The organism is Pseudocolwellia agarivorans (assembly GCF_002000085.1).
GTDB lineage: Bacteria > Pseudomonadota > Gammaproteobacteria > Enterobacterales > Alteromonadaceae > Pseudocolwellia > Pseudocolwellia agarivorans.
The window spans coordinates 23,564-46,022 of the sequence record NZ_MUZU01000019.1; the positions used below are offsets into that span (position 1 = coordinate 23,564).

15 protein-coding genes are annotated in these 22,459 nt (G+C 35.5%); 12 read left to right on the forward strand and 3 right to left on the reverse strand.

Annotated features, from left to right (window positions below):
* From hrpA to B0X80_RS19120, 10 genes are all read left to right on the forward strand, one after another.
* On the forward strand, nucleotides 1-3,936 hold the full coding sequence (gene hrpA, locus B0X80_RS19075; protein WP_425439720.1) for an ATP-dependent RNA helicase HrpA: 3,936 nt from the start codon (nucleotides 1-3) through the stop codon (nucleotides 3,934-3,936).
* A gap of 56 nt (nucleotides 3,937-3,992) precedes the next feature.
* Nucleotides 3,993-4,517, forward strand: coding sequence for a hypothetical protein (locus tag B0X80_RS19080; protein WP_077343208.1), 525 nt, complete (start codon nucleotides 3,993-3,995; stop codon nucleotides 4,515-4,517).
* A gap of 520 nt (nucleotides 4,518-5,037) precedes the next feature.
* On the forward strand, nucleotides 5,038-9,069 hold the full coding sequence (locus B0X80_RS19085; RefSeq protein WP_077343210.1) for an ExeM/NucH family extracellular endonuclease: 4,032 nt from the start codon (nucleotides 5,038-5,040) through the stop codon (nucleotides 9,067-9,069).
* Between the two features lie 70 nt (nucleotides 9,070-9,139).
* Nucleotides 9,140-9,739: a cohesin domain-containing protein gene (locus B0X80_RS19090; RefSeq protein ID WP_077343212.1), complete on the forward strand. Its 600-nt coding sequence runs from the start codon at nucleotides 9,140-9,142 to the stop codon at nucleotides 9,737-9,739.
* A gap of 254 nt (nucleotides 9,740-9,993) precedes the next feature.
* Nucleotides 9,994-10,638: an ANTAR domain-containing response regulator gene (locus tag B0X80_RS19095; RefSeq protein WP_077343214.1), complete on the forward strand. Its 645-nt coding sequence runs from the start codon at nucleotides 9,994-9,996 to the stop codon at nucleotides 10,636-10,638.
* A 349-nt stretch (nucleotides 10,639-10,987) separates the two neighbouring features.
* Nucleotides 10,988-12,388, forward strand: a complete 1,401-nt coding sequence (locus B0X80_RS19100; protein WP_077343216.1) for a CmpA/NrtA family ABC transporter substrate-binding protein — start codon at nucleotides 10,988-10,990, stop codon at nucleotides 12,386-12,388.
* 91 nt (nucleotides 12,389-12,479) lie between these two features.
* Entirely contained in the window at nucleotides 12,480-13,478 is a 999-nt protein-coding gene (locus tag B0X80_RS19105; RefSeq protein WP_089024924.1) for an ABC transporter permease, read from the forward strand.
* Nucleotides 13,479-13,548: 70 nt separating this feature from the next.
* Nucleotides 13,549-14,385, forward strand: coding sequence for an ABC transporter ATP-binding protein (locus B0X80_RS19110; RefSeq protein ID WP_077343218.1), 837 nt, complete (start codon nucleotides 13,549-13,551; stop codon nucleotides 14,383-14,385).
* Nucleotides 14,386-14,460: 75 nt separating this feature from the next.
* On the forward strand, nucleotides 14,461-15,618 hold the full coding sequence (locus B0X80_RS19115) for an alginate export family protein (protein WP_077343220.1): 1,158 nt from the start codon (nucleotides 14,461-14,463) through the stop codon (nucleotides 15,616-15,618).
* A gap of 339 nt (nucleotides 15,619-15,957) precedes the next feature.
* On the forward strand, nucleotides 15,958-16,188 hold the full coding sequence (locus B0X80_RS19120; protein WP_077343222.1) for a hypothetical protein: 231 nt from the start codon (nucleotides 15,958-15,960) through the stop codon (nucleotides 16,186-16,188).
* A 7-nt stretch (nucleotides 16,189-16,195) separates the two neighbouring features.
* Here B0X80_RS19120 and B0X80_RS19125 read toward each other — a convergent pair whose 3' ends face one another.
* On the reverse strand, nucleotides 16,196-16,423 hold the full coding sequence (locus tag B0X80_RS19125) for a glutaredoxin family protein (protein ID WP_077343224.1): 228 nt from the start codon (nucleotides 16,421-16,423) through the stop codon (nucleotides 16,196-16,198).
* A gap of 529 nt (nucleotides 16,424-16,952) precedes the next feature.
* On the opposite strand from B0X80_RS19125, the gene B0X80_RS19130 reads away from it, so the two are divergent.
* Nucleotides 16,953-19,400 carry an ATP-binding protein gene (locus B0X80_RS19130; RefSeq protein ID WP_077343226.1) on the forward strand — a complete coding sequence of 816 codons (2,448 nt, stop codon included), beginning with the start codon at nucleotides 16,953-16,955 and terminating at the stop codon, nucleotides 19,398-19,400.
* An 81-nt stretch (nucleotides 19,401-19,481) separates the two neighbouring features.
* Here B0X80_RS19130 and htpX read toward each other — a convergent pair whose 3' ends face one another.
* A complete protein-coding gene (gene htpX / locus B0X80_RS19135; RefSeq protein WP_077343228.1) occupies nucleotides 19,482-20,357 on the reverse strand; it encodes a protease HtpX in 876 nt (291 codons plus the stop codon).
* A gap of 186 nt (nucleotides 20,358-20,543) precedes the next feature.
* On the reverse strand, nucleotides 20,544-21,944 hold the full coding sequence (asnS, locus tag B0X80_RS19140) for an asparagine--tRNA ligase (protein WP_077343230.1): 1,401 nt from the start codon (nucleotides 21,942-21,944) through the stop codon (nucleotides 20,544-20,546).
* A gap of 145 nt (nucleotides 21,945-22,089) precedes the next feature.
* On the opposite strand from asnS, the gene B0X80_RS19145 reads away from it, so the two are divergent.
* Complete coding sequence (locus B0X80_RS19145; RefSeq protein ID WP_076419998.1) at nucleotides 22,090-22,455, forward strand: hypothetical protein; 366 nt, start codon at nucleotides 22,090-22,092, stop codon at nucleotides 22,453-22,455.
* Nucleotides 22,456-22,459 lie beyond the last annotated feature (4 nt).

Consider the following 22,459-nt stretch of genomic DNA (forward strand, 5'->3'; position numbering starts at 1 on the left):
ATTCCTGAAATTCAATCACTTTTTAATTTATTACCTAAAACAAAAGGGGCCGACAGAGCACGCCTAAAAAATAGGTTAATTAATGCTAAAAAACTGAGTGAAGGCGACAAAAAGAATAACGCTTTATTACAAGTAGCCAAATTAATTGAAAAATCTTTACTCAATAAACAGGCTAAAATAAGCAAGCTTCCTAAAGTAACCTATAACGAATCTTTACCGGTATCTCAAAACGTAGAGCATATTGCAGAAACCATTAAAAATAACCAAGTCACTATCATTGCGGGTGAAACAGGTTCAGGTAAAACCACACAAATTCCCAAAATATGTTTAGCACTGGGTCGCGGTATCGACGGTATTATTGGTCATACACAGCCAAGACGTATTGCTGCACGAACAGTCGCAACACGTATTGCAGAAGAGCTAAATACAAAATTAGGTACATGTGTCGGTTATAAAGTTCGTTTTAACGACATGGTCGACGAACACAGTCATGTAAAGTTAATGACAGACGGTATTTTATTAGCTGAAATGCAAACAGATCGTTTACTGCGCCAATACGATACTTTAATTATTGATGAAGCCCATGAGCGTAGTTTAAACATAGATTTTATTTTAGGTTATGTTAAACAAATATTACCTAAACGCCCTGATTTAAAAGTTATTATTACCTCGGCAACCATTGATCCTCAACGTTTTTCAAAACACTTTAACGACGCACCTATTATAGAAGTATCGGGCAGAACCTTTCCTGTTGATATATTGTATCGCCCTTTAAATGAGCCAGGTGGAAACGATGATGAAGGCAATACGCAACGAGACGATCTAGATGTTATATCAGGCATTTTAAATGCGGTAGATGAATTAAGTGATATAAGTAACGGCGACATTCTTATATTTTTAAACGGCGAACGTGAAATTAGAGACACAGCAAGTGCGTTAGAAAAAGCAAACTTACGCTTTACCAATATATTACCTTTGTATTCACGTTTAACAGTACAAGAACAAAACAAAATATTTCAACCTCATAGCGGTCGAAATATTGTTTTAGCGACAAACGTTGCTGAAACCAGCTTAACGGTTCCGGGGATTAAATATGTAATAGATCCAGGAACTGCACGGATTTCTCGTTATAGTTATCGCACAAAAGTACAGCGTTTACCGATTGAAGCTATTTCACAAGCCAGTGCTAATCAACGTTCTGGTCGTTGTGGCCGCGTATCTGCGGGTGTTTGTATTCGTTTATATTCAGAAGAAGATTTTTTAGGTAGACCTGAATTTACTGATCCTGAAATTGTTAGAACAAACTTAGCTACGGTTATTTTACAAATGCTCGCGCTAGATTTAGGCAGTATTTCTGACTTTCCATTTGTACAACCGCCTGATGGTCGAAATATTAATGATGGCGTTAAATTACTAGAAGAACTTGCTGCTATATCTTATCAAAGCAATGGCGGTAACAAGCAACAGCCTCAATCTAAAGTTGTTTTAACTAAAATAGGGCGCTTGCTTTCAAAGTTTTCTATTGATCCCCGATTATCAAAAATGATTTTAACGTCAATCGACTTAGGTTGTGTTGAACAAATATTGATCATAGTAAGCGCGCTAAGTATTCAAGACCCACGTGAACGCCCACACGAAAAACAACAAGCTGCTGATGAAAAACATAACCGTTTTAAAGATCCACAATCTGACTTTATTAGCTTACTTAATTTATGGAATTATATAACCGATCAGCAAAAAGAATTAAGCAGTAATCAGTTCAGACGCATGTGCCAAAAAGACTTTATTGCATATATGCGTGTTAGAGAATGGCAAGATATTTTCTCACAATTAAAATCGACTTTTAGAGACCTAAAAATTCAGGTAACGCGTATCGATTTTGAAGAAGAGAAAAATCAAGAAACCATCCATCAAGCCATACTATCTGGGCTATTGAGCCATATTGGGCAATTAGATGAAAACCGAGAATATAAAGGAGCTCGTGGTAGTAAATTCTATATATTTCCGGGGTCTGGTGTTGCTAAAAAATCACCTAAATGGATCATGGGCGCAGAGCTTGTAGAAACCAGCCGCCTGTTTGCTCGCATGGTAGGTAAAATTGATGCGCAGTGGATTGAACCTCTAGCTGAACACTTAGTTAAAAAGAGTTATAGCGAACCTCATTGGGAGAAAAAACAAGGTGCTGTTATGGCATCTGAACAAGTATCACTTTACGGTTTAATTTTAGTCGCAAATCGTAAAGTTAATTTTAATAAAATTGAACCTGATACTTGTAGAGAAATTTTTATTAGAGAAGCATTAGTTAATGGCGAATGTACTATTCAAGAAAGTTTCTTTAAAGACAACAAAGCCCTTATTAATGAGATTGAAACGTTAGAGAAAAAAGCTCGACGTAAAGATTTTTTAATTGATGAGCAACAGCTCGTTGATTTTTACTCATCAAAAATTCCCGAACATGTTAACTGCCAACGTAGTTTCTTATCATGGTGGAAAAAAGAAAAACATAAAAATGGCAAGTTACTACATTTTACTAAAGCCTTTTTATTAAATGAAAGCTCTGAAGAGTTATCAAAAACTGAATATCCAGACACTTGGCAACAAGGCAACCTAACTTTACCGCTACAATACCATTTTACACCGGGCGATATTGACGATGGCATTAGCGTGATTATTCCTATCGGTATTCTTAATCAAGTTCATGAAGAAGGTTTTGACTGGTTAATACCCGCACTTCGTTTTGACTTAGTTGTAGCGTTAATAAAGGGTTTACCTAAATCATTACGTAGAAACTTTGTACCAGCACCTAATTACGCTGAAGCTTGTGTAACGGCCATGACAGATACCGACAAACCTTTAGTTGAAGTGCTTGAAAAACAGTTACTCAGAATGACGGGCGTTAGATTACCTGAAAACTCGTGGGACAGTATCGAGCTACCTGTTCACTTAACCATGAATTTTAAAGTGTTGAACGAAAAAGGAAAACTAGTTAAACAAGGCCGCGATCTCGATTTATTAAAAGCTGAACTACAAGGCAAAGTTAAAGCTTCTATCAAGCAAGTTGCAGATAAAGGAATTGAAAGAACTGATATTGAAACCTGGGACTTTAAAGATTTACCTACAGGTTACGAGAAAAAAGTCGCTAATATCACCATAAAAGCCTTTCCTGCTTTAGTCGATAAAAACAAAAGTGTCGCGATTGAATTGTTTGAACAAGAAGAAATTGCTGAACAAGCCATGTTAAAAGGCGCTAGCCGATTAATTTTATTAAACATACCGTCACCTATTAAATATCTGCAAGAAAAGCTACCGAACAAAGCGAAGCTGGGTTTGTATTTTAATCCGTTTGGTTCAATTACTGATTTATTGCAAGACTGTATTGTTGCCGCGTGCCAGCATTTATTGCTGACTCATGGCCCTTTACCACGCAGCGAAAAAGAGTTTACCAAAGCGAAAGATTACATACGTGCAGAAATTGCTGATTGTGTATTAGATAGCGCCATAAAAGTAGAAAAAGCGTTAAGCACAGCACACGACATACGTAAAAAGCTAAAAGGTAATGTGAGTTTAAACATTATTCAATCGCATGGTGATATCAAACAGCACCTAGAATCGCTTGTGTTTAAAGGATTTGTCACTGAATCTGGTCACGACAAGCTAGATGATATAAACCGATACTTACAAGCAATTATCAGGCGTTTAGAAAAACTACCTATAGATCCAAACCAAGATCGTTTAAAAATGATTGAAATTGAAAAAGCCAACTCAGCTTATCAAGCCGTATTAGGTAAACAGAAGAAAGGCCAGCCATTATCAAAAGAATTGTCAGACGTTACTTGGATGCTAGAAGAGTTAAAAGTGTCGTTATACGCACAAAATCTTAAAACACCGTATCCTATATCAAGCAAACGCGTGTTGAATCATTTAAAAGAGTTTTAGGGCGCGTGTATTAGCATTCGTATTTATATTATTTAAAATAAGTTAAGGAAAATGTTGTGAGAAAAATTATTTATGTCAGTTTATTTGGTTTTATTCTATTCGGAGCTAGTGGTTGTTCAAGCCTTGCTAAAATGAAAACTGTAAACAAAGTTGATAATGTTCAAAGTAATCAATCTATGGTGAGCATTGTTCGTCCTCGTATTTTTCTTGGCGATGGTGTTGATTTTGAAGTATGGGACGGTAATAAATTTATTGGAACATTAAAGGCAGGATCAATGATCCAGTATTTAACTTTACCAGGAGAACACGATTTTATGATTGATCCAACTCAAGGTGGTAAGTGGGCATATACAAATTTAAACCTTGAAGCAGGTAAAACGTATTACATTAAACCAAATACAGTGCCTTTTGTAGGGCTGAATTTAGGAGTTGCTTTGCCAGACGATGCTAGAATTAGTAAGTGGAATGAGGGATTAACACCACTAGCTATTGATGAAGTAAAATCTAAACCCGTACCTAAGAAAAATATAGATGAAGCACAAGCATATTTGAAAAAGTATAAAATGCAAAACGCTCATTAAAATGATCAACATAAATATTAAGCTATGTTATTCATAGCTTAATATTAATTATCTACATCCCTCAATACTTCTTCAATATACGCTACAAACAAAGCTGTAAAAACCCTCTCTAAAATTGTAATTTATATAAACGAATAAATTCTCTTCTGTATTACCTGTAAACGAAACTGGTGGTTTCATCTTAAAATATTATTAATGTAAACCAGCTATATTTAGCTGGATTTTTTATAGTTTTTTTTGCTTTTTATCGTCTAGTTCTTTCAATTTAATGCCTTTATAAATTAAAACCTCCTCTAATACATACATATAAATTTATTGTCTATTTGGTTAGCACGTGAAAATTATTCATGTGACATATATATTACACGGCGTTATAAAGTAGACTGATTAGTCAGGTTTTTACATTGTGTAATATATTAATAACACTAATGTAACAATTCAACGTCATTATTATGCTCAATAAGGTGTTTGTATTAATGCCTATATTCTCTTTTAATTTAGTTATCATCTGGAGTGTTCAATGTTCAAGAAAAAGACGGTTAAAGTCGATTCATTAGTACCAAGATCAGCCCAATTTACGTATACAAAAAGTCAACTGGCTTTGTGTATATCCTCAGCTTTACTAATAAGTACCTCTGCTTATGCTGAAGACTTATGGAGTGAAAACTTCAATGATCCTCAACTAAATAATAAAGGCGCTGTTAATTCAACAATTGATATGGCAAATGTAGACCGTTGGTCTATTGATGTTAGCAATGCTTCGTTAACAGCTTCTTCAGATTGGTTTAAAGTCACAAATGCCGTAATGGAAGCCAGAGATGTTGATGGTGTTGTGCAATGGATGTCAGAATCTATAGATATTTCAAATAAATCGGATATCAAATTATCTCTTTTAGCTGCAGAACAAGGTACACATGAGGCTGATGATTATTTTGATTTATTCTACTCTGTTGATGGTGGTGCATTTGTTCAAGTGCCAAATTGGCAAGGTTTAGGCAGTACTGAACACACTTTAATTGATGATTTTACATCAACCACAATTGAAGCAGACATTGCTGAAGGTTCAACTTTAGTGATTAAAGTTGCTATGCAAAACGGTGCTGGATCTGAATATTTAAGACTTGATGACGTACTTGTTACTGCTGGAGCTGCTACAGGTGATAATGGAGGCGACAATGGAGAAGGTGGAGAAACACCGGAAACAGATACGATTACAGATGCTTGTTTTAATTGTCCTGACTTAACTAAAATTGCGAATGCTGCCAACTTTAATGACAACGATTATTATGCTCAAGTATTTGATGCCGTAAATTCTGCTCAAAGCCAATCAATAATTAAAGAAAGCATTAGCAATACTATTTCTGAAAATCATAAGCAATTAACGTATTCTGAAGTTTGGACTGCTTTAACACAAACCGATGAAGATCCATTAAATAACAACAATGTTATTTTATTTTACCGAGGCCTTTCATTAGCTAAGTCTTCAAATGGTAGCGGTGCTCAATCTAGTAATCAGGATAACTGGAATCGTGAACATGTTTGGGCTAAAAGTCATGGTTTTCCTAGCAGCAGTGCGCATGCTTATACCGATATTCATCATTTACGTCCCACCGATATTTCGGTTAACTCATCTCGTGGAAATTTAGATTTTGATTATAGCGATAGTCCATTAGCTGAATCGCCAGCCAATAGAGTAGACAGTGATTCGTTTGAACCACGTGATGCAGTAAAAGGTGATGTTGCTCGTATCATTTTTTATATGGACACACGCTACGCAGGTAATGATTCTTCAACACCCGATTTAGAAGTTGTAAACCGTTTAACCAGCACTGGTGAAGCAAAATTAGGTAAATTATGTGCACTGTTAAGCTGGAATGAAAACGATCCTGTTGATGAGTTTGAACAAAAACGTAATAACAGAATTTATGAATTTCAAGGTAACCGTAACCCCTTTATAGATCACCCTGAATGGATTTCATTAATTTATACACAAAGCTGTACGGGCCAACAACCGACAGATCCAACACCAACAGATCCCGAACCTACTGATCCTGAGCCTACCGATCCAGAACCAACAGATCCTACGCCAGCACCTGGCGGAGCAGATTTGTTTATTTCTGAATATGTAGAAGGCAGTAGTTTTAATAAAGCGGTTGAAATATATAACCCAACATTGGGGACTATCGATTTAACGGGTTATGAATTTAAGCTTTATTCAAACGGCAGCTTATCGCCAACAAGTACTTTAAGTTTATCAGGTCAATTATTGTCAAATAATGTATTGGTGCTAGGTAATAGCCAAGCTAGTGGGGATATTGTTAGTAAAATTGATGTGTTTACTGGCGCTGCTAATTTTAATGGTGATGATTATATCGAATTAACCAATGGCAATACGATTATTGATTCAGTAGGTTTTTACGGTGTTAAGCAAAGCTGGGGGAGTAACAAAACCCTAATAAGAAAAGCTTCAATTACTCAAGGCGATTCAAACAGAACTGATGCCTTTGATGTTGCAGCCGAATGGGATGCAGAACCAAGCAATACTTTCAGCTTCTTAGGCTCTCATAATGCAAATGCAGGTACACCAACGGATCCAGGTACGCCAACCGAGCCTACATTACCTATTGGTTCATGTAACGATAGCGCTGATTATATTCATACTATTCAAGGTTCAGGAACTGAATCTTTAGTGATAGGTGAAACAAAAACTATTGAAGGTGTTGTTACTTCAACAGTAGCATCTATTAACGGTTACTTTGTACAAGAAGAACTTACAGACCAAGATTTATCTGATGAGACTTCTGAAGGTTTATTTGTTTTTGATGAAAACCTAGCAACTACAGGTATGCCAGCTATTGGCCATAAAGTACGAGTACAAGGTGTTGTTAAAGAGGCATTTAATAGAACACAGTTAACGGCTTCTACTGCTTATGTCGATTGCGGAGTAGGTGAAATTATTGCTCCTCAAGACATTAGTTTACCTGTAGACAATATCTCTGATTGGGAAAGTGTTGAAGGTATGTTGATCAATGTAACGCATAACCTGCAAGTGTCTGATTCTTATAATTTAACACGTTTTGGTGAGTTGTCTTTATCTAACGGCCGTTTACTTAAAGCAACAAACGTTTATGCGCCAAATAGCCCTCAAGCTATTGCATTAACAGAACGAAATAGCCGAAATACTATTTTGTTAGATGATAAAAATAGCCAGCAAAACCCTGAAGTGGTTTCATTTCCAGCGCCTAGTTTAAGTTATATCAATACGGTTCGTTTAGGCGATTCAATTAGTAACTTAACGGGTATTGTAGATTTCAGCTTTGGTAACTATCGTGTGTTACCAACTAATGAACCTCAGTTTATATCAACAAACAGCCGTACCAATGAGCCACAGTTTTCTAACGAAGGTTCATTAAAAATCGCTAGCTTTAACGTATTAAATTACTTTAATGGAGATGGTTTAGGCGGTGGTTTTCCTACTGCACGAGGCGCACATACCGCGGAAGAGTTTTCTCGCCAAAGTGACAAAATCGTTTCAGCATTGGTTGCCATAAACGCTGATATCGTTGGCCTGATGGAAATTGAAAACGATGGTTACAACACGACTAGTGCTATTAGTGATTTAGTGAATAAACTAAACGTACAAATGGGCGCTGATACTTATCGCTTTGTTAATCCTAATAGCTCGACTTTAGGTTCAGATGCGATAACTGTAGGTTTAATTTATAAGCCAGCAAGTGTTGCGCTAGAAGGTAATGCAGTAACAACTACTCAAACTCCATTCGATTTTGGTAATCGCCAACCTTTAGTACAAACTTTTAAAGAAATAGCCACTAATGAAGGTATTACAGTAGCGGTTAATCATTTTAAATCTAAAGGTAGCTGTGGCAGTGCTTCAGGTAACAATGCGGATATAAATGACGGACAAGGTTGTTGGAATGGTTTACGTACACAAGCCGCTAACTCGTTAACAGCATGGTTAGACACATTACCTACAGGTACAACAGATACAGATGTATTAATTATGGGTGATTTAAACGCTTACGCTAAAGAAGACCCTATTACGGCAATTGAAGCTAATGGTTATCAAAACTTAGTTGAAAAATCGTTAGGTCATAACGGTTATTCTTATAGCTTTGGTGGTGAATTAGGTTATTTAGATCATGCACTTGCATCAAGCTCATTAACTAGCCAAGTGGTTGAAACTACGGTTTGGCACATTAATGCTGATGAACCAAGATCGTTTGATTACAACACCGAGTTTAAATCAGCTAATCAATTAAATACTTATTATGGAAGTGACGCTTATAGAGCATCTGACCATGATCCTGTTGTTATTTCACTTAATTTAGCATCTGCCTCAAGCTTGCTAGGTGATTTTGATAGTGATGGGGATGTTGACCGCAACGACCTTACCGCGTTTACACTGCTATTAAGAAGAGGTGAAACACTTGATATTAAAAATGACTTTAATAACGACGGTGCTGTAAATACACGTGATGTCAGATCATTAATGTCACTCTGTACACGCAGTCGTTGTGCTGCTGAACAATAATATGAACCAATAATGTCTCCCCATTACAGGGGAGACATTACATACATTAAAATAAGTTTAGGAAAATAAAATGAAAAAATTAATCGCATTATGCGCATCATTGCTCATCACATTAAGCTCACAAGCTACATTATTAACAGTAGAGTTAGATAACACAAATTATCAAATGGGCGATGTTATGCAGGCCAATATTGTTATTTCTGATATTGAGCAAAATTTAGGATTTACATCATTAGTAGCGACATTCGATTTTAATTTATTATTTGATAATTCATTACTTGCGTACAAAACAACAACCTTTGGTAGCTTATTAGACGTTGACCCTTTTTTACCAAGTGATCGAGTAGCAATAGATTCAGGGCTAGGTTCGTTAAAACTCTCTGAATTGAGTTTAGCTTTTGGCGATGATTTATTTGCAGCACAAGATGGTTTAGTAAGTTTTGTATTAGCCACGGTAAATTTTGATGTAAAAGCTAACGGAATGAATACATTCAAGTTTAGCAATATCGCGTTAGGTGATGACTTAGGTGATTCATTTAAGTCAGTATCATTTACACCAACAGAAATTGTAATTGGTAATGTAGCATCAGTGCCAGAAATGCCATCTCTAGCTATTTTTGCTTTAGGATTGTTTGCTCTTATTGTACGTAAACGTAAAACTTATACGTAAAACTTAAACGTTAATATGTAATTGAAGCACTTAACTACTTTTAGCTAGGTGCTTTTGATCAATTTTTATCTTCCTCCCAATTTAAACCGTCCACATTAGCGCATCATTGCATCATTTAGGTACATTCATTTTATTTACCTATCTATATAATATTATAACCTACTGATAAATAATCTAATTTAACTTTCTCTCGTGTTGGTCTAATACTTGGATAATGCTGTTTATATATTATTTTTATAGCTATCGAGAAAGATATGAATTCTATAAAAAAGTTGTCACAACAAAGTGATACAAAACAGAAATACAACATCTTATTAATTGAACACGAACTGTGTAAACGTAATAACTTAGTAAAAGTTTTATCGGGTACTCATTACGAAATTTGTTCCGTATTAAATAGTAGTAGTTTACTCAGCGATGGCCCTGATAACGTATCGTTAATCAAAGAAGTTGAAAAACATAATCCTGATATTCTTGTGATTGATGTTGAATTTCCTAAAAAGCGTATGCTTGAAAGTTTAAATTACATTTCTAAGTACTCACCTAAACCTATTGTTATGTTTTCAGAGCAAGAGGGCACCGACCTTATAAACTTACTGATTAAGTCTGGCGTAACTGCTTATGTAGCAGGAGAAACCGATTTTAGACGTATTAAGTCAATATTGGATACTGCCATTGCTCGTTTTGTCGAACACGAAACCTTAAAACAAGAACTTGCTTTAACTAAAAATAAGCTATCAAACCAACGTACCGTTGAACAAGCCAAGTTATTGTTGATGCAAAATAAAGACTATTCTGAACGTGAGGCGTATCACAGCATGAGAAAAATGGCGATGGATAATGGACAGAAAGTGGAAGACGTTGCTAAGAACATTTTGTCATTGGCCGCGATTTTATAGCCATTGGTCGTGCACCAAATGTATAAAAATACGATCAAGATAGGTGCGAAGTTTTTGAATAATTACTCTAAGCATTTATTAAATAAACATAACCTTATGTAAAATAAGTAAAAGTAACTATTGGCATAATGATTGTATTGATAAATATCAAAAGATAACGGTTTAATATTGCAATAACGTAATGTTAAACGCTAAGCGCTACTGTATAGATAAGTTCTAGAGTAGCGCTTAAACACATTAAACTAATGTTACTGCAACGGCGTGGTTATTTATTAGTTTGGCATTGTAGCCCATAGCGATTGAAATTTATTTTCAATGTCGTTGTGGGCTTTTTTATTTGGAGAAAAGTATGTTTGCTAAACCCTTAAAAAACTTTAATAAAACCATTTGTAGCGCAATTGTTGCGAGTACCTGTTTATTAACAAGTGTTATTACCACCTTGTCTGTTCAAGCCGAAGAATTAGGTTTTCCTGAAAAAGAAGAACTTAAATTTGGTTTTATTAAATTAACGGATATGGCGCTAATTGCTATCGCTTACGAAAAAGGCTTTTTTGAAGACGAAGGTTTATATGTCACGATTGAAGCACAAGCAAATTGGAAAGTTTTATTAGACGGTGTTATTGATGGGCGTTTAGATGGTGCTCATATGTTAGCAGGGCAACCTATCGCAGCAACCATAGGTTACGGTACGAAAGCCGAGATTGTTACACCATTTTCAATGGACTTAAATGGTAATGCTATCACTGTATCAAATGCTATTTGGGAGCAAATGAAGCCACACATTCCTAAAATGGCAGATGGGCGTCCGGTGCATCCAATCAAAGCGGATGCATTAAAACCTGTTGTACAAAGTTACATTGATAAAGGTAAGCCATTTAAAATGGGGATGGTGTTTCCTGTATCTACTCATAACTATGAACTGCGTTATTGGTTAGCGGCGGGTGGAATTCACCCTGGTTTTTACGCTCCACATAAAGGTGATACTTCAGGTAATATTGACGCACAAGCGCTTCTTTCTGTGACACCTCCACCGCAAATGCCAGCCACCATGGAAGCAGGTACTATTTATGGTTACTGCGTAGGTGAACCTTGGAACCAACAAGCGGTATTTAAAGGTATTGGTGTTCCCGTTGTTACCGATTACGAAATTTGGAAAGACAACCCAGAAAAAGTATTTGGCTTATCTAAATCTTTCACTGAAAAATATCCAATTACTACTCTACGTTTAACACGTGCATTGATCAGAGCTGCTAAGTGGTTAGACGATAACAATAATGCTAACCGTCCAGAAGCCGTTAAAATTTTATCGCAATCAAACTATGTAGGAGCTGACTACAACGTTATTGCTAACTCAATGACAGGAACCTTTGAATACGAGAAAGGTGATAAGCGCGCTGTGCCAGACTTCAATGTGTTTTTCCGCCATAACGCTACTTACCCTTATTACTCTGACGCTATTTGGTATTTAACACAAATGCGTCGTTGGGGGCAAATTAGCGAGCACAAGCCTGACAGCTGGTATAAAGATGTAGCGAAAAAAGTTTATCGTCCTGATATTTATATCGCTGCAGCTAAATCGTTAATTGCTGACAAGTTAATTAAAGCAAGTGAGTTCCCTAATTTTGAAACTGAAACAGGCTTCCGTAATCCTCAAACACACTTTATTGATAATTTAGTTTACGACGGTACTCAACCTAATGCTTATATCAACCAATTTAAAATTGGTTTGAAAGCTGACGACAAACTTTAACATTCACCGTTAAGTTTAGTTCTAACCGTACGTTTAATTTAATCATGTGTTGCGTAGACCATGTAAGTGGTCTACGCAAAGGGGAGAAAAAATGACAACCTTAATAAGTAAATTGGTAGCGGGAACATCGAGTTTCAGCCAATTTAAAACGAATTTCAGAATTTTTAACTATTATGCAAAACCTGTATTGTTACCTGTGATTGGTATGCTGATTTTTATGTTTTTATGGACAATAGCTGCCAGCAGTATTAATACATCACTAGGTAAATTTCCAGGTCCATCTGAGGTTGGTACTCAAATGGTGAACCTTTATCAAGAACATGTAGCTGAGCGTGATAAAGCCGATGCCTTCTATCAAAGACAAGAAGAGCGAAATGCTAAAAGGGTGGCTAAAGATCCTACTTACGAACCTAAAATACGTGCATATACAGGCAAAGAAACCTTTTTAGACCAAATTATTACCAGCTTAATAACGGTAATGAGTGGTTTTATACTGGCCGCTTTTTTCGCTATACCACTAGGGATCGCCATTGGATTAAGTAAAAACTTAAATACAGCCATTAACCCTATAATTCAAATTTTTAAACCCGTTTCACCTTTAGCTTGGTTACCTCTCGTAACTATGGCAGTGAGTGCCTTGTATGTATCAGATGACCCATACTTTGCAAAATCATTCGTTAACTCATTAATTACTGTAACGCTTTGTTGTATTTGGCCAATGGTTATTAATACCTCTGTGGGTGTGATCAGCATAAACCAAGACTGGGATAACGTAAGTAAAGTATTACGTTTACCTAAATTAAAGCATATTCAAAAAATTGTAATTCCTGCCGCTATTCCTTCAATTTTTACCGGCATGAGAATGTCGTTAGGTGTGGCATGGATGGTATTAATTGCCGCTGAAATGTTAGCTCAAAACCCGGGTTTGGGTAAGTTTGTATGGGACGAATTTCAAAACGGTAGTTCAGACTCGTTAAGCCGCATTATGACCGCTGTAGTGGTAATAGGTTTTATTGGATTTTTATTAGACCGCACTATGCAAAAAATTCAATACCACGTGTCTTGGAACAAAGACAGCGCAAAACTGTAGCCCATAATTTATCAGCTTATATCCATAATATTTATCCGATTGTATTTACACATTCGAATTAGGAAAAAATATGACAACGTTATTAAACATTAGCAAAATCGATATGGTTTTCCCAACCCCAAAAGGGGATTTCACTGCGCTACAAAATGTAGATTTACAAATTAAAAAGGGCGAGTTTATTTCATTAATTGGTCACTCAGGTTGTGGAAAATCAACAGTGCTTAACGTGGTTGCTGGTTTATACCAAGCCACTAAAGGCGGCGTTTTACTTAATAATAAAGAAGTAAGAGAGCCAGGGCCAGAGCGTGCTGTTGTTTTTCAAAACCATTCTTTATTACCTTGGTTAACTTGTTACCAAAATGTTGAACTTGCCGTTAAAGAAGTCTTTAGAAATAAAATGTCGGCCAGCGAGATGAAAGATTGGATCAATCATAATATTCATTTAGTGCATATGGACCACGCTGCACATAAGTTACCTGATGAAATATCGGGTGGTATGAAACAACGTATTGGTATTGCAAGAGCACTTGCCATGCAACCCGAAGTGTTATTAATGGATGAACCTTTTGGTGCGCTAGACGCATTAACCCGTGCGCATATGCAAGATTCATTAATGGAAATTCAAGATGAGTTAAACAACACCGTCATTATGATCACTCACGATGTTGATGAAGCCGTTTTACTCTCCGACCGTATAGTCATGATGACCAATGGCCCAGCAGCAACGGTAGGCGAAATTTTGGATGTAAACCTACCTAGACCGCGTGATCGTTTAGCTTTGGCTAAAGATCCTAATTACAATAATTTACGTTCATCTGTCCTCACTTTTTTATATGAAAAACAACGAAAAGTGGAAACGATTACAACGTCAAAAAAAACGTCATCTAAAAAAGAAGAAGTCGCTTAAAAATTGATACCAATCAACAACTTTTAAAATAATAACTTTAATATAAACCTAATTATTATATATAGGATCTTAAACATGAAACTAAGCAAAATTGCTGTACTTATCACCGCAACATTAGCATCAACCTCATTAACGGCTTTTGCTGCGAATGAGTCAAAAACTGCGCTAGATTTTAATTTGCGTTATGAATCGGTTGATCAAGATAATGCGCTTAAAGATGCAAATGCATTAACACTTCGTACACGCCTAACTCACACAACAGCAAGCTATAACGGCTTTACAGGTGTAGTAGAGTTTGAAGACTCACGTGTTATAGCGGGTGTAGACGATTACAATAATACAAACGGGTTAAATGCAGGTATTTATTCTGTGGTAGCAGACCCTGAAACAACCGAATTAGACCAAGCATTTATTCAATACAAAAAAGATAAATTTACCGCTAAAGTTGGTCGTCAGGTGATTACATTAGACGGTCATCGTTTTGTTGGTCATGTTGGTTGGAGACAAGACAGACAAACATTTGATGCAGCAACATTTATGTATCAAGCTTCTGATAAATTATCAGGTAGCTATTCATATATTAGTAAAAGAAACCGTATTTTTGCACAAGCGAAAGATTTTGATTCAAAAGATCATTTACTCAATGTGGCATATCAAACATCTATCGGTAAATTAGTGGGGTATGCTTATTTATTAGAAGTTGATGACAACACAGATAACGGTTTAGACACCTATGGCGTAAGCTTTACAGGTAAAAAAGACAACTTCTCGTATGCTGCGGAACTTGCAACACAAACTGACGATGCTACTGATGCCGATACAACTTATATCATGTTAGAAGGTGGTTATAACTTTGGTAAAGTTACCGCCAAGCTAGGTTATGAATCTTTAGGCAGTGATAAAGGTGTTGGCTTTTCTACTCCTTTAGCTACAGCACATAAGTTTAATGGCTGGGCCGATCAATTTTTAAATACACCACCGGTAGGGCTAGAAGATGTTTACGTTACGCTAGCGGCTAAAATATTAGGCGGTGGTTTAACCGTTACTTATCATGACTTTTCAGCAGAGGAAGGGAGTGCTGATTTAGGATCTGAAATTGATGCGGTTTACGCAAAAGGCTTTGCTAAGCACTATAAGGCAGGTGTTAAGATAGCTTCTTACTCTGCAGGTGATGCAGGTACAGGTAAGGTTGATACAGATAAAATTTGGTTATTTGTGAGTGCGACATTCTAATAACGCCTTTAGGTAAAAAGTACTAAAAGGTTAAATTCATATCAAACGCACTTCGGTGCGTTTTTTCATTTTTAATCATTCTTTTTATATTGTTTTTAACCTCTCTTATACCGTATATTAGAAATACGAAAGGTTGTCTCTCTCGTGAAATATGAATGCAATAAGATGAGAAATCGACTTTTGTTATGATTGAAAGGCGGGCACTTACCGAAAGTTATGTATAATCCTTTGTTGATTTTCCTAAAAACGATACGGAAAAAATAATACCTTTGCTTAGCGCATAGTCAATAGGTCGTTTCTTTATGGATATGTTATTTTTATTAATTTAAAGGGAGTTTTATGATTAACAAACTCATTAGTTTTTTACTTTTTGGTATATGGTTTAAATTATATAATGTTTTTTTCTATTCTTATTTTGATATTCCCGTAGAGTTTGTTATAGGGGCGGGAATGAACTGGTTTAAAGTGTATTGGCTTGGATTTTTTGTAGTTATTACGGTGTTAGCTTATAAAGGAATGCGATTTTTTTACAAGCTAAGTAGTCGTAGAATAGATCAAACAGAAAACTAACAATGCCTCAACTATTATAGGCTTGCTGAAATGTTTTTACAGAAAAACCATTTAAGAATTGATCACCCACTTTCAAAACCGGTACACCTCTATATCCTGTTTTAGAAAACTCTTTTTTACCCGCAGGTGTTTTAACATTACATACACGATACGTAACTTTGTTTTTGTCTAAATATTGTTTAGCTGTATTGCAATGAGGGCAATTAGCCATGGTGTATAACACAACGCGTTTCATCGTAAACCTAAACTGAATGTCATTTTTTAATGAGTTATTATACTCATTCCATCACTAAATTGTTATTACTTGTCATTAACCTTATGGGTTTTATCATGTTCATTGTTTTCGGTACGAATCAATTTCAAACGTTATCTCTTAGGGGCTTAAGCAAAATAGATAAAAATACATATAAAAATTTATGCGTAAAATAAAACGGAACGAATCACAGCATAAAAAGTAAAACATTAAACGAGTAAAAACTTGTTTAAAAACAGTAAATAGTGCTAAATTGAATATACAGTTAATGGCTATTCATTCATCTTTTGTTTTTTATTTATATTTTTATGTTCGGAAATTAATGGTTTCAAGTTCACATGAGTCATTGCTATTTTTGATTCAACTAATAAAGATATTTTGAGTTTATTGCGTATACTCAATGATGAATTAATAACAAGTATAATGTTTGATATATTAGTGGCTTGTACTATATTTAGCCTTGTACCTTTCCTTATATTTATAAAATCAATACACGCTCGGTGAATATATTATGGCTCTACTTAGAAGTAATATTGGATTAAAATTATTACGTTATGTTTTTGGAGGGTACTTTGCTGTAGCTATAATACTTACATCTGGACAATTAATATCTGAATACATTCATGTAAAAGATACTATTTTTGAAGAGTTATCAAATTTAGGGGAAACAATTGAAGAAAGCTTATCAAAATCGATATGGAATTTTGATATTGATCAACTTGACTCAACAATTAAGGGGATCAATAAAGTCGGATTGGTTTCTGGTATTAAAGTGGTAGCCTCAGACAAAAGCTTACTTTCAAAAACAGGCAATATAGGTGAAGGGCAGCAAGTTGAACTATCAGAGTATGTAGGAGAATACGGTAAAGGTACAATTGAAAAAATAATGTACGATAAAAATGAAACAGAACACTCCTTATTTCAATATAAATTTCCTATCTATTTCACAAATAAATTTGATTCACAAAAAGATTTAATCGGATACTGCTATATATATGCTAATCATGCTTCTATTATAGACCGTGTTAAATATGGTTTTACTCTTATCATTATTAACTCAGTGATCAAAACTTTAGCCCTTTGGTTAGTGTTCCTATTCTTTATCAAACGTATCATTGTAGATCCTTTAAATGTACTAACCAAAGTAACTCAAGACTTAGACTTGGATAAAACCGATTCAAAGCATAATTTTGACGACCTAAAAAAAATTGTTTACGCCAAAGAAAATAACGAACTTAATATATTAGCCAGTAGCTTTCTAAAAATGTGTAATACCATCATCGACAAGGTTAAGGTGATTGAAAGCCATGCCGTTGAATTAACTCAGTCTAAAGAAAAAGCTGAAAATGCTAGTCAGATAAAATCAGATTTTCTTTCTATGATGAGTCATGAATTAAGAACTCCAATGAACGGTGTTATTGGCTCTTTAGATCTATTAGCAACAACAAAACAAACAGATGATTCAAAAGATCTCATTGATACAGCAAAAACTTCAGCTGAAAACCTAGTCTTTATTCTTAATGACATTTTAGATATTAATAAAATTGAAGCCGGTAAATTAGAACTAGATGAACGTGTGTTCTCTATTTCGGAAGTTATAGATAATGTGATTAAAGTTTTTATCCCTATAGCAAATAAGCGTAATATTATTTTAAGTGTATATGAAGACCCTAATACGCCAATGTTTGTAAAAGGTGATGCCATGAGAGTACGACAAATACTCTTTAACTTGATTGGTAATGCACTTAAGTTCACATCTACAACACAAAAAAAACAAGGTCATGTAACCATTAAAACAAGTGTTATTCGAAGTCATGAAACGATGAGTAACATTAGTTTACAGGTTATAGATAACGGCATAGGGATTAGTAAAGAAAATCAACAACACCTCTTTATGCCTTTTACTCAAGCTGAAAAATCTACAACAAGAAAATACGGTGGAACCGGTTTAGGCCTTGCTATTTGTGGCAAACTTACCGAAATGATGGGAGGGAGAATCAAACTAACAAGTGAAGAAGGCCATGGCTCTTGTTTTAATGTAGAAATACCTTTCTGGAAATCACAAGAAACGCGCGCTATGCATATTGAAACGTTGTCTAATATACAAGTGACCTTGTTGAGTTGTGATGATTCTTTAGATGAAAAACTTGATGTTTTTAGCCATTATTTAAGAAATGAAGGCGCAGAAGTCATATCTTATCAACTGTCTGATTTTACGGTAGATCAACCTGAATATGGTGTACTCTTTCTTTTATATAAGGATAGCGATGAAAACCGCAAATTAACACTATCTATATTGAAGGAAAATCCAAATAAGAGTCGAATAATTATTGCCGTTAAAAATGATATTCTTGATGAAACAAGAAAGTTATTTAAAAAGGCCCGCGTATGTTGTTCTGAACCTATAACCAGAATACAGCTTATTCAAGCAATTGAAGATGCATGGCAAAAGCGATTTGAGTTTAATCTTGATGAACTTGATTTGAGTGAACTAGAATCTGACGATAGCGGTCTAGTTCTTGACGATTTAGATTTTGACTTAGATGAGGAAAATCCCAAAGATAAAGCGGTTAATAAACCACATGCCGACATCTTATTGGTTGAAGACAATCCTTTAAATCAAAAACTTATAGTAAGACAGCTTAATCAATTAGGTTATCATTGTGATGTAGCAGATGATGGACTGCAAGGAAAAATGATGTGGGAAGAAGGGGAATACCAACTTATTTTAACTGATTGCCATATGCCTAATGTTGATGGTTATGAAATGACGCGACAAATACGCGACAAAGAAAATATTAACCAAACTAAACGTATACCTATTATAGCGGTTACTGGCGCAGCAATGAGTGGCGATGCAGAATACTGTTATGAGGCTGGTATGGACGATTTCGTCAGTAAGCCGATTCAGCTGGCTGACTTTAGAGCAACATTAAAAAAATGGTATGTGCATAAATAACGGTATTAAGTTAAAAGGCCATTAATAATAAAAAACGCCAATTAAGGCGTTTTTGTACGTTTGTTATTATGCAAAGTTTGTCTATGCTCTATTTCTAAGTGCTTTAATACGATCATCAAGTGGAGGGTGGCTGGCAAATAAACTGATAAATTTAGATTTGTTGTTTATACCAAAGGCCATCATTGAACCTTCAAGCTGACTGTCTTGACTACGTTTTAGTTTTTCTAGCGCACCAATCATAGCTGTTGTACCAGCAAGGTTAGCGCCACCTATGTCGGCTCTAAATTCACGCTTTCTTGAAAACCAAGCAACAACAATACTAGCTAAAACACCTAATACCATTTCTAAAATAAATACTACCGCATAATAAGCGATACCGCCTAAGCCACCACCTTGGTTATTATTACTACGCGTTGCATTATCAATTACGCCTGCAATTAATCGCGCTAAAAATATAACAAAAGTATTTATTACGCCTTGTACTAAGGTTAGTGTAACCATATCACCATTAGCTACGTGGCTAATTTCATGACCGATCACCGCTTCAGCTTCTGCTTGGCTCATGTTTTCTAATAAGCCTGTACTTACAGCAACTAATGCATTGTTTTTGTTAGCGCCTGTTGCAAAAGCATTCATATCAGGCGATTGATAAAGAGCCACTTCTGGCATGCCAATTCCAGCTCTGTCTGAATATTTTTTAACGGTTTCTAATAACCATCTTTCAGTGTTATTTTGTGGTTGTTCAATAACATAAGCGCCAACTGAACGCTTAGCCATCCACTTAGACATCAATAAAGATATAAATGCACCACCAAAACCAAAAACAAAGGCTAGCATTAATAGACCACCTAAGCCTTGTCGATCAATACCAAAAACTGACATTAAAATACTTAACGTTACGCTAAGTACTAGCATAATGGCTAAGTTAGTTAGTAAAAATAATACAATACGTTGCATTTTTTAACTCCAAAATAAGATAACTAAAGACATAATATGTCGTTTTTTCAAAAAAACAAGATACTGTTAAAAATATAATTTTTTAAAAGTATAACGTATAAAATTCAGACATAAAAAAACGCCAATTAAGGCGTTTTTGTTTTCGATAATTATTGATTAGATAATAAAATAACCGTTAGTTATCAATTAAAATGCTGCGTTATTTGGTGTTCTTGGAAATGGAATAACGTCACGTACGTTTTGCATACCTGTTGCATAAACTACTAAACGCTCAAAACCTAAACCGAAACCAGAATGAGGCACTGTTCCGTAACGACGCAAATCGCGGTACCAACCATAATCTGCAACGTCTAAGTTCATTTCTGCAAGTCTTGCATCTAAAACGTCTAAACGTTCTTCACGTTGACTACCACCAATAATTTCACCAATACCTGGGGCTAAAATATCCATTGCGGCAACAGTTTTGCCATCGTCGTTCAAACGCATGTAAAAAGATTTAATGTCTTTAGGGTAGTTTTGTAAAACAACTGGACCACCAACATGTTCTTCTGCTAAGTAACGTTCGTGCTCAGAGTTTAGATCAACACCCCAAGTAACTTGGTTCTCAAACTTCTTACCACATTCTTGTAAGATCTTAATTGCGTCAGTGTAATCCATACGAACAAATTCGCTGTTCACTACTGAATTCAAACGATCAATAACCGTTTTATCTACACGTTGTTGGAAGAATGCCATATCGTCGGCACGTTCTTCTAATACTGCTTTAAATACGTAACGTAGCATTTCTTCTGCTAAGTCTGCTGCGTCTGATAAATCAGCAAAAGCGATTTCTGGTTCAATCATCCAAAACTCAGCTAAATGGCGAGTTGTGTTTGAATTTTCAGCACGGAACGTAGGACCAAACGTATACACTTTAGATAAAGCACATGCGTAGGTTTCAACGTTCAATTGGCCTGAAACCGTTAAGAAAGTTTCTTTACCGAAAAAGTCTTGTTTGTAATCAACTTCGCCTTTGTCGTTACGTGGTAAGTTTTCCATGTCTAATGTACTAACACGGAACATTTCACCCGCGCCTTCACAGTCACTGCCAGTAATAAGTGGTGTGCTTATCCAGAAGTAACCTTTACTGTGTAAAAAGCGATGAACTGCTTGTGCTAATGTATTACGCACACGAGTTACCGCGCCACCAATATTGGTACGAGCACGTAAATGTGCTTGTTCACGTAAAAATTCGATGCTATGACGTTTAGCGGCCATAGGGTAAGTATCAGGGTCTTCAACAAAACCGTATACTTCAATCGCTGTAGCTTGAATTTCAAATGCTTGGCCTTGGCCAGGAGATTCAACTAAAACACCGGTAACTTTAACGGCGCAACCTGTTGTTAATTTTAAAACGTCAGATTGGTAATTTTCTATGTCACTTGAAACAATAGCTTGAATAGCATCAAAACATGAACCGTCATGTATGGCTAAAAATGAAATACCTGCTTTTGAATCACGACGTGTACGGATCCAACCATGTACTGAAACTGTTTCGTTAACAGGCGACTTTCCTGCTAAAACATCAGTAATTGATATGAGTGACATTAATCGACCTCTTTGTCTGTCAAAATTGCTCTAAAGTTAAGGTGTGATATGTTACCGTGCAGAATATGATAAACAAGTAAAAATTGTTAATACCTGATATAAAATTCAATTTATCGTGTATGAGAAGAGTTAAATAAGAATAATTATGGAAAATAAGCCTGTAAATAGACGAAAGTCGCCTGACAAGTGGGTTTTTATTGTCAGAATTTTAACCCTGTTAAGCTGGTTATTATTTATTATTGCATTATGCGTGTCTTACTATGCCGCGCCAGAAAAAGATTACGGTTTGTTACGCTATCATGAAATTGAAGTAAGAACTTATTGGCTTGTTGAATTAACAGGTTATTTATACAAGGTACTTTGGTTAAGCGCCTTGGTGAGTTTTTTAAGTTTGATTGTTCACAAGTTTAGATCAAGAAGACAATCAGACAGTAAAAATTTCAACTTGTTATTATTAATGGCAGTTTCAATTGCTTGGGCAATATACATATTAATAAATTTAAACCAATAACAAA

Bases quoted from the DNA above. Each gene is read 5' to 3' on its own strand.
- B0X80_RS19085 (WP_077343210.1), top strand. From the start codon at position 5,038: ATGTTCAAGAAAAAGACGGTTAAAGTCGATTCATTAGTACCAAGATCA.
- B0X80_RS19090 (WP_077343212.1), top strand. From the start codon at position 9,140: ATGAAAAAATTAATCGCATTATGCGCATCATTGCTCATCACATTAAGC.
- B0X80_RS19095 (WP_077343214.1), top strand. From the start codon at position 9,994: ATGAATTCTATAAAAAAGTTGTCACAACAAAGTGATACAAAACAGAAA.
- B0X80_RS19100 (WP_077343216.1), top strand. From the start codon at position 10,988: ATGTTTGCTAAACCCTTAAAAAACTTTAATAAAACCATTTGTAGCGCA.
- B0X80_RS19105 (WP_089024924.1), top strand. From the start codon at position 12,480: ATGACAACCTTAATAAGTAAATTGGTAGCGGGAACATCGAGTTTCAGC.
- B0X80_RS19110 (WP_077343218.1), top strand. From the start codon at position 13,549: ATGACAACGTTATTAAACATTAGCAAAATCGATATGGTTTTCCCAACC.
- B0X80_RS19115 (WP_077343220.1), top strand. From the start codon at position 14,461: ATGAAACTAAGCAAAATTGCTGTACTTATCACCGCAACATTAGCATCA.
- B0X80_RS19120 (WP_077343222.1), top strand. From the start codon at position 15,958: ATGATTAACAAACTCATTAGTTTTTTACTTTTTGGTATATGGTTTAAA.
- B0X80_RS19125 (WP_077343224.1), bottom strand. From the start codon at position 16,423: ATGAAACGCGTTGTGTTATACACCATGGCTAATTGCCCTCATTGCAAT.
- B0X80_RS19130 (WP_077343226.1), top strand. From the start codon at position 16,953: ATGGCTCTACTTAGAAGTAATATTGGATTAAAATTATTACGTTATGTT.
- htpX (WP_077343228.1), bottom strand. From the start codon at position 20,357: ATGCAACGTATTGTATTATTTTTACTAACTAACTTAGCCATTATGCTA.
- asnS (WP_077343230.1), bottom strand. From the start codon at position 21,944: ATGTCACTCATATCAATTACTGATGTTTTAGCAGGAAAGTCGCCTGTT.
- B0X80_RS19145 (WP_076419998.1), top strand. From the start codon at position 22,090: ATGGAAAATAAGCCTGTAAATAGACGAAAGTCGCCTGACAAGTGGGTT.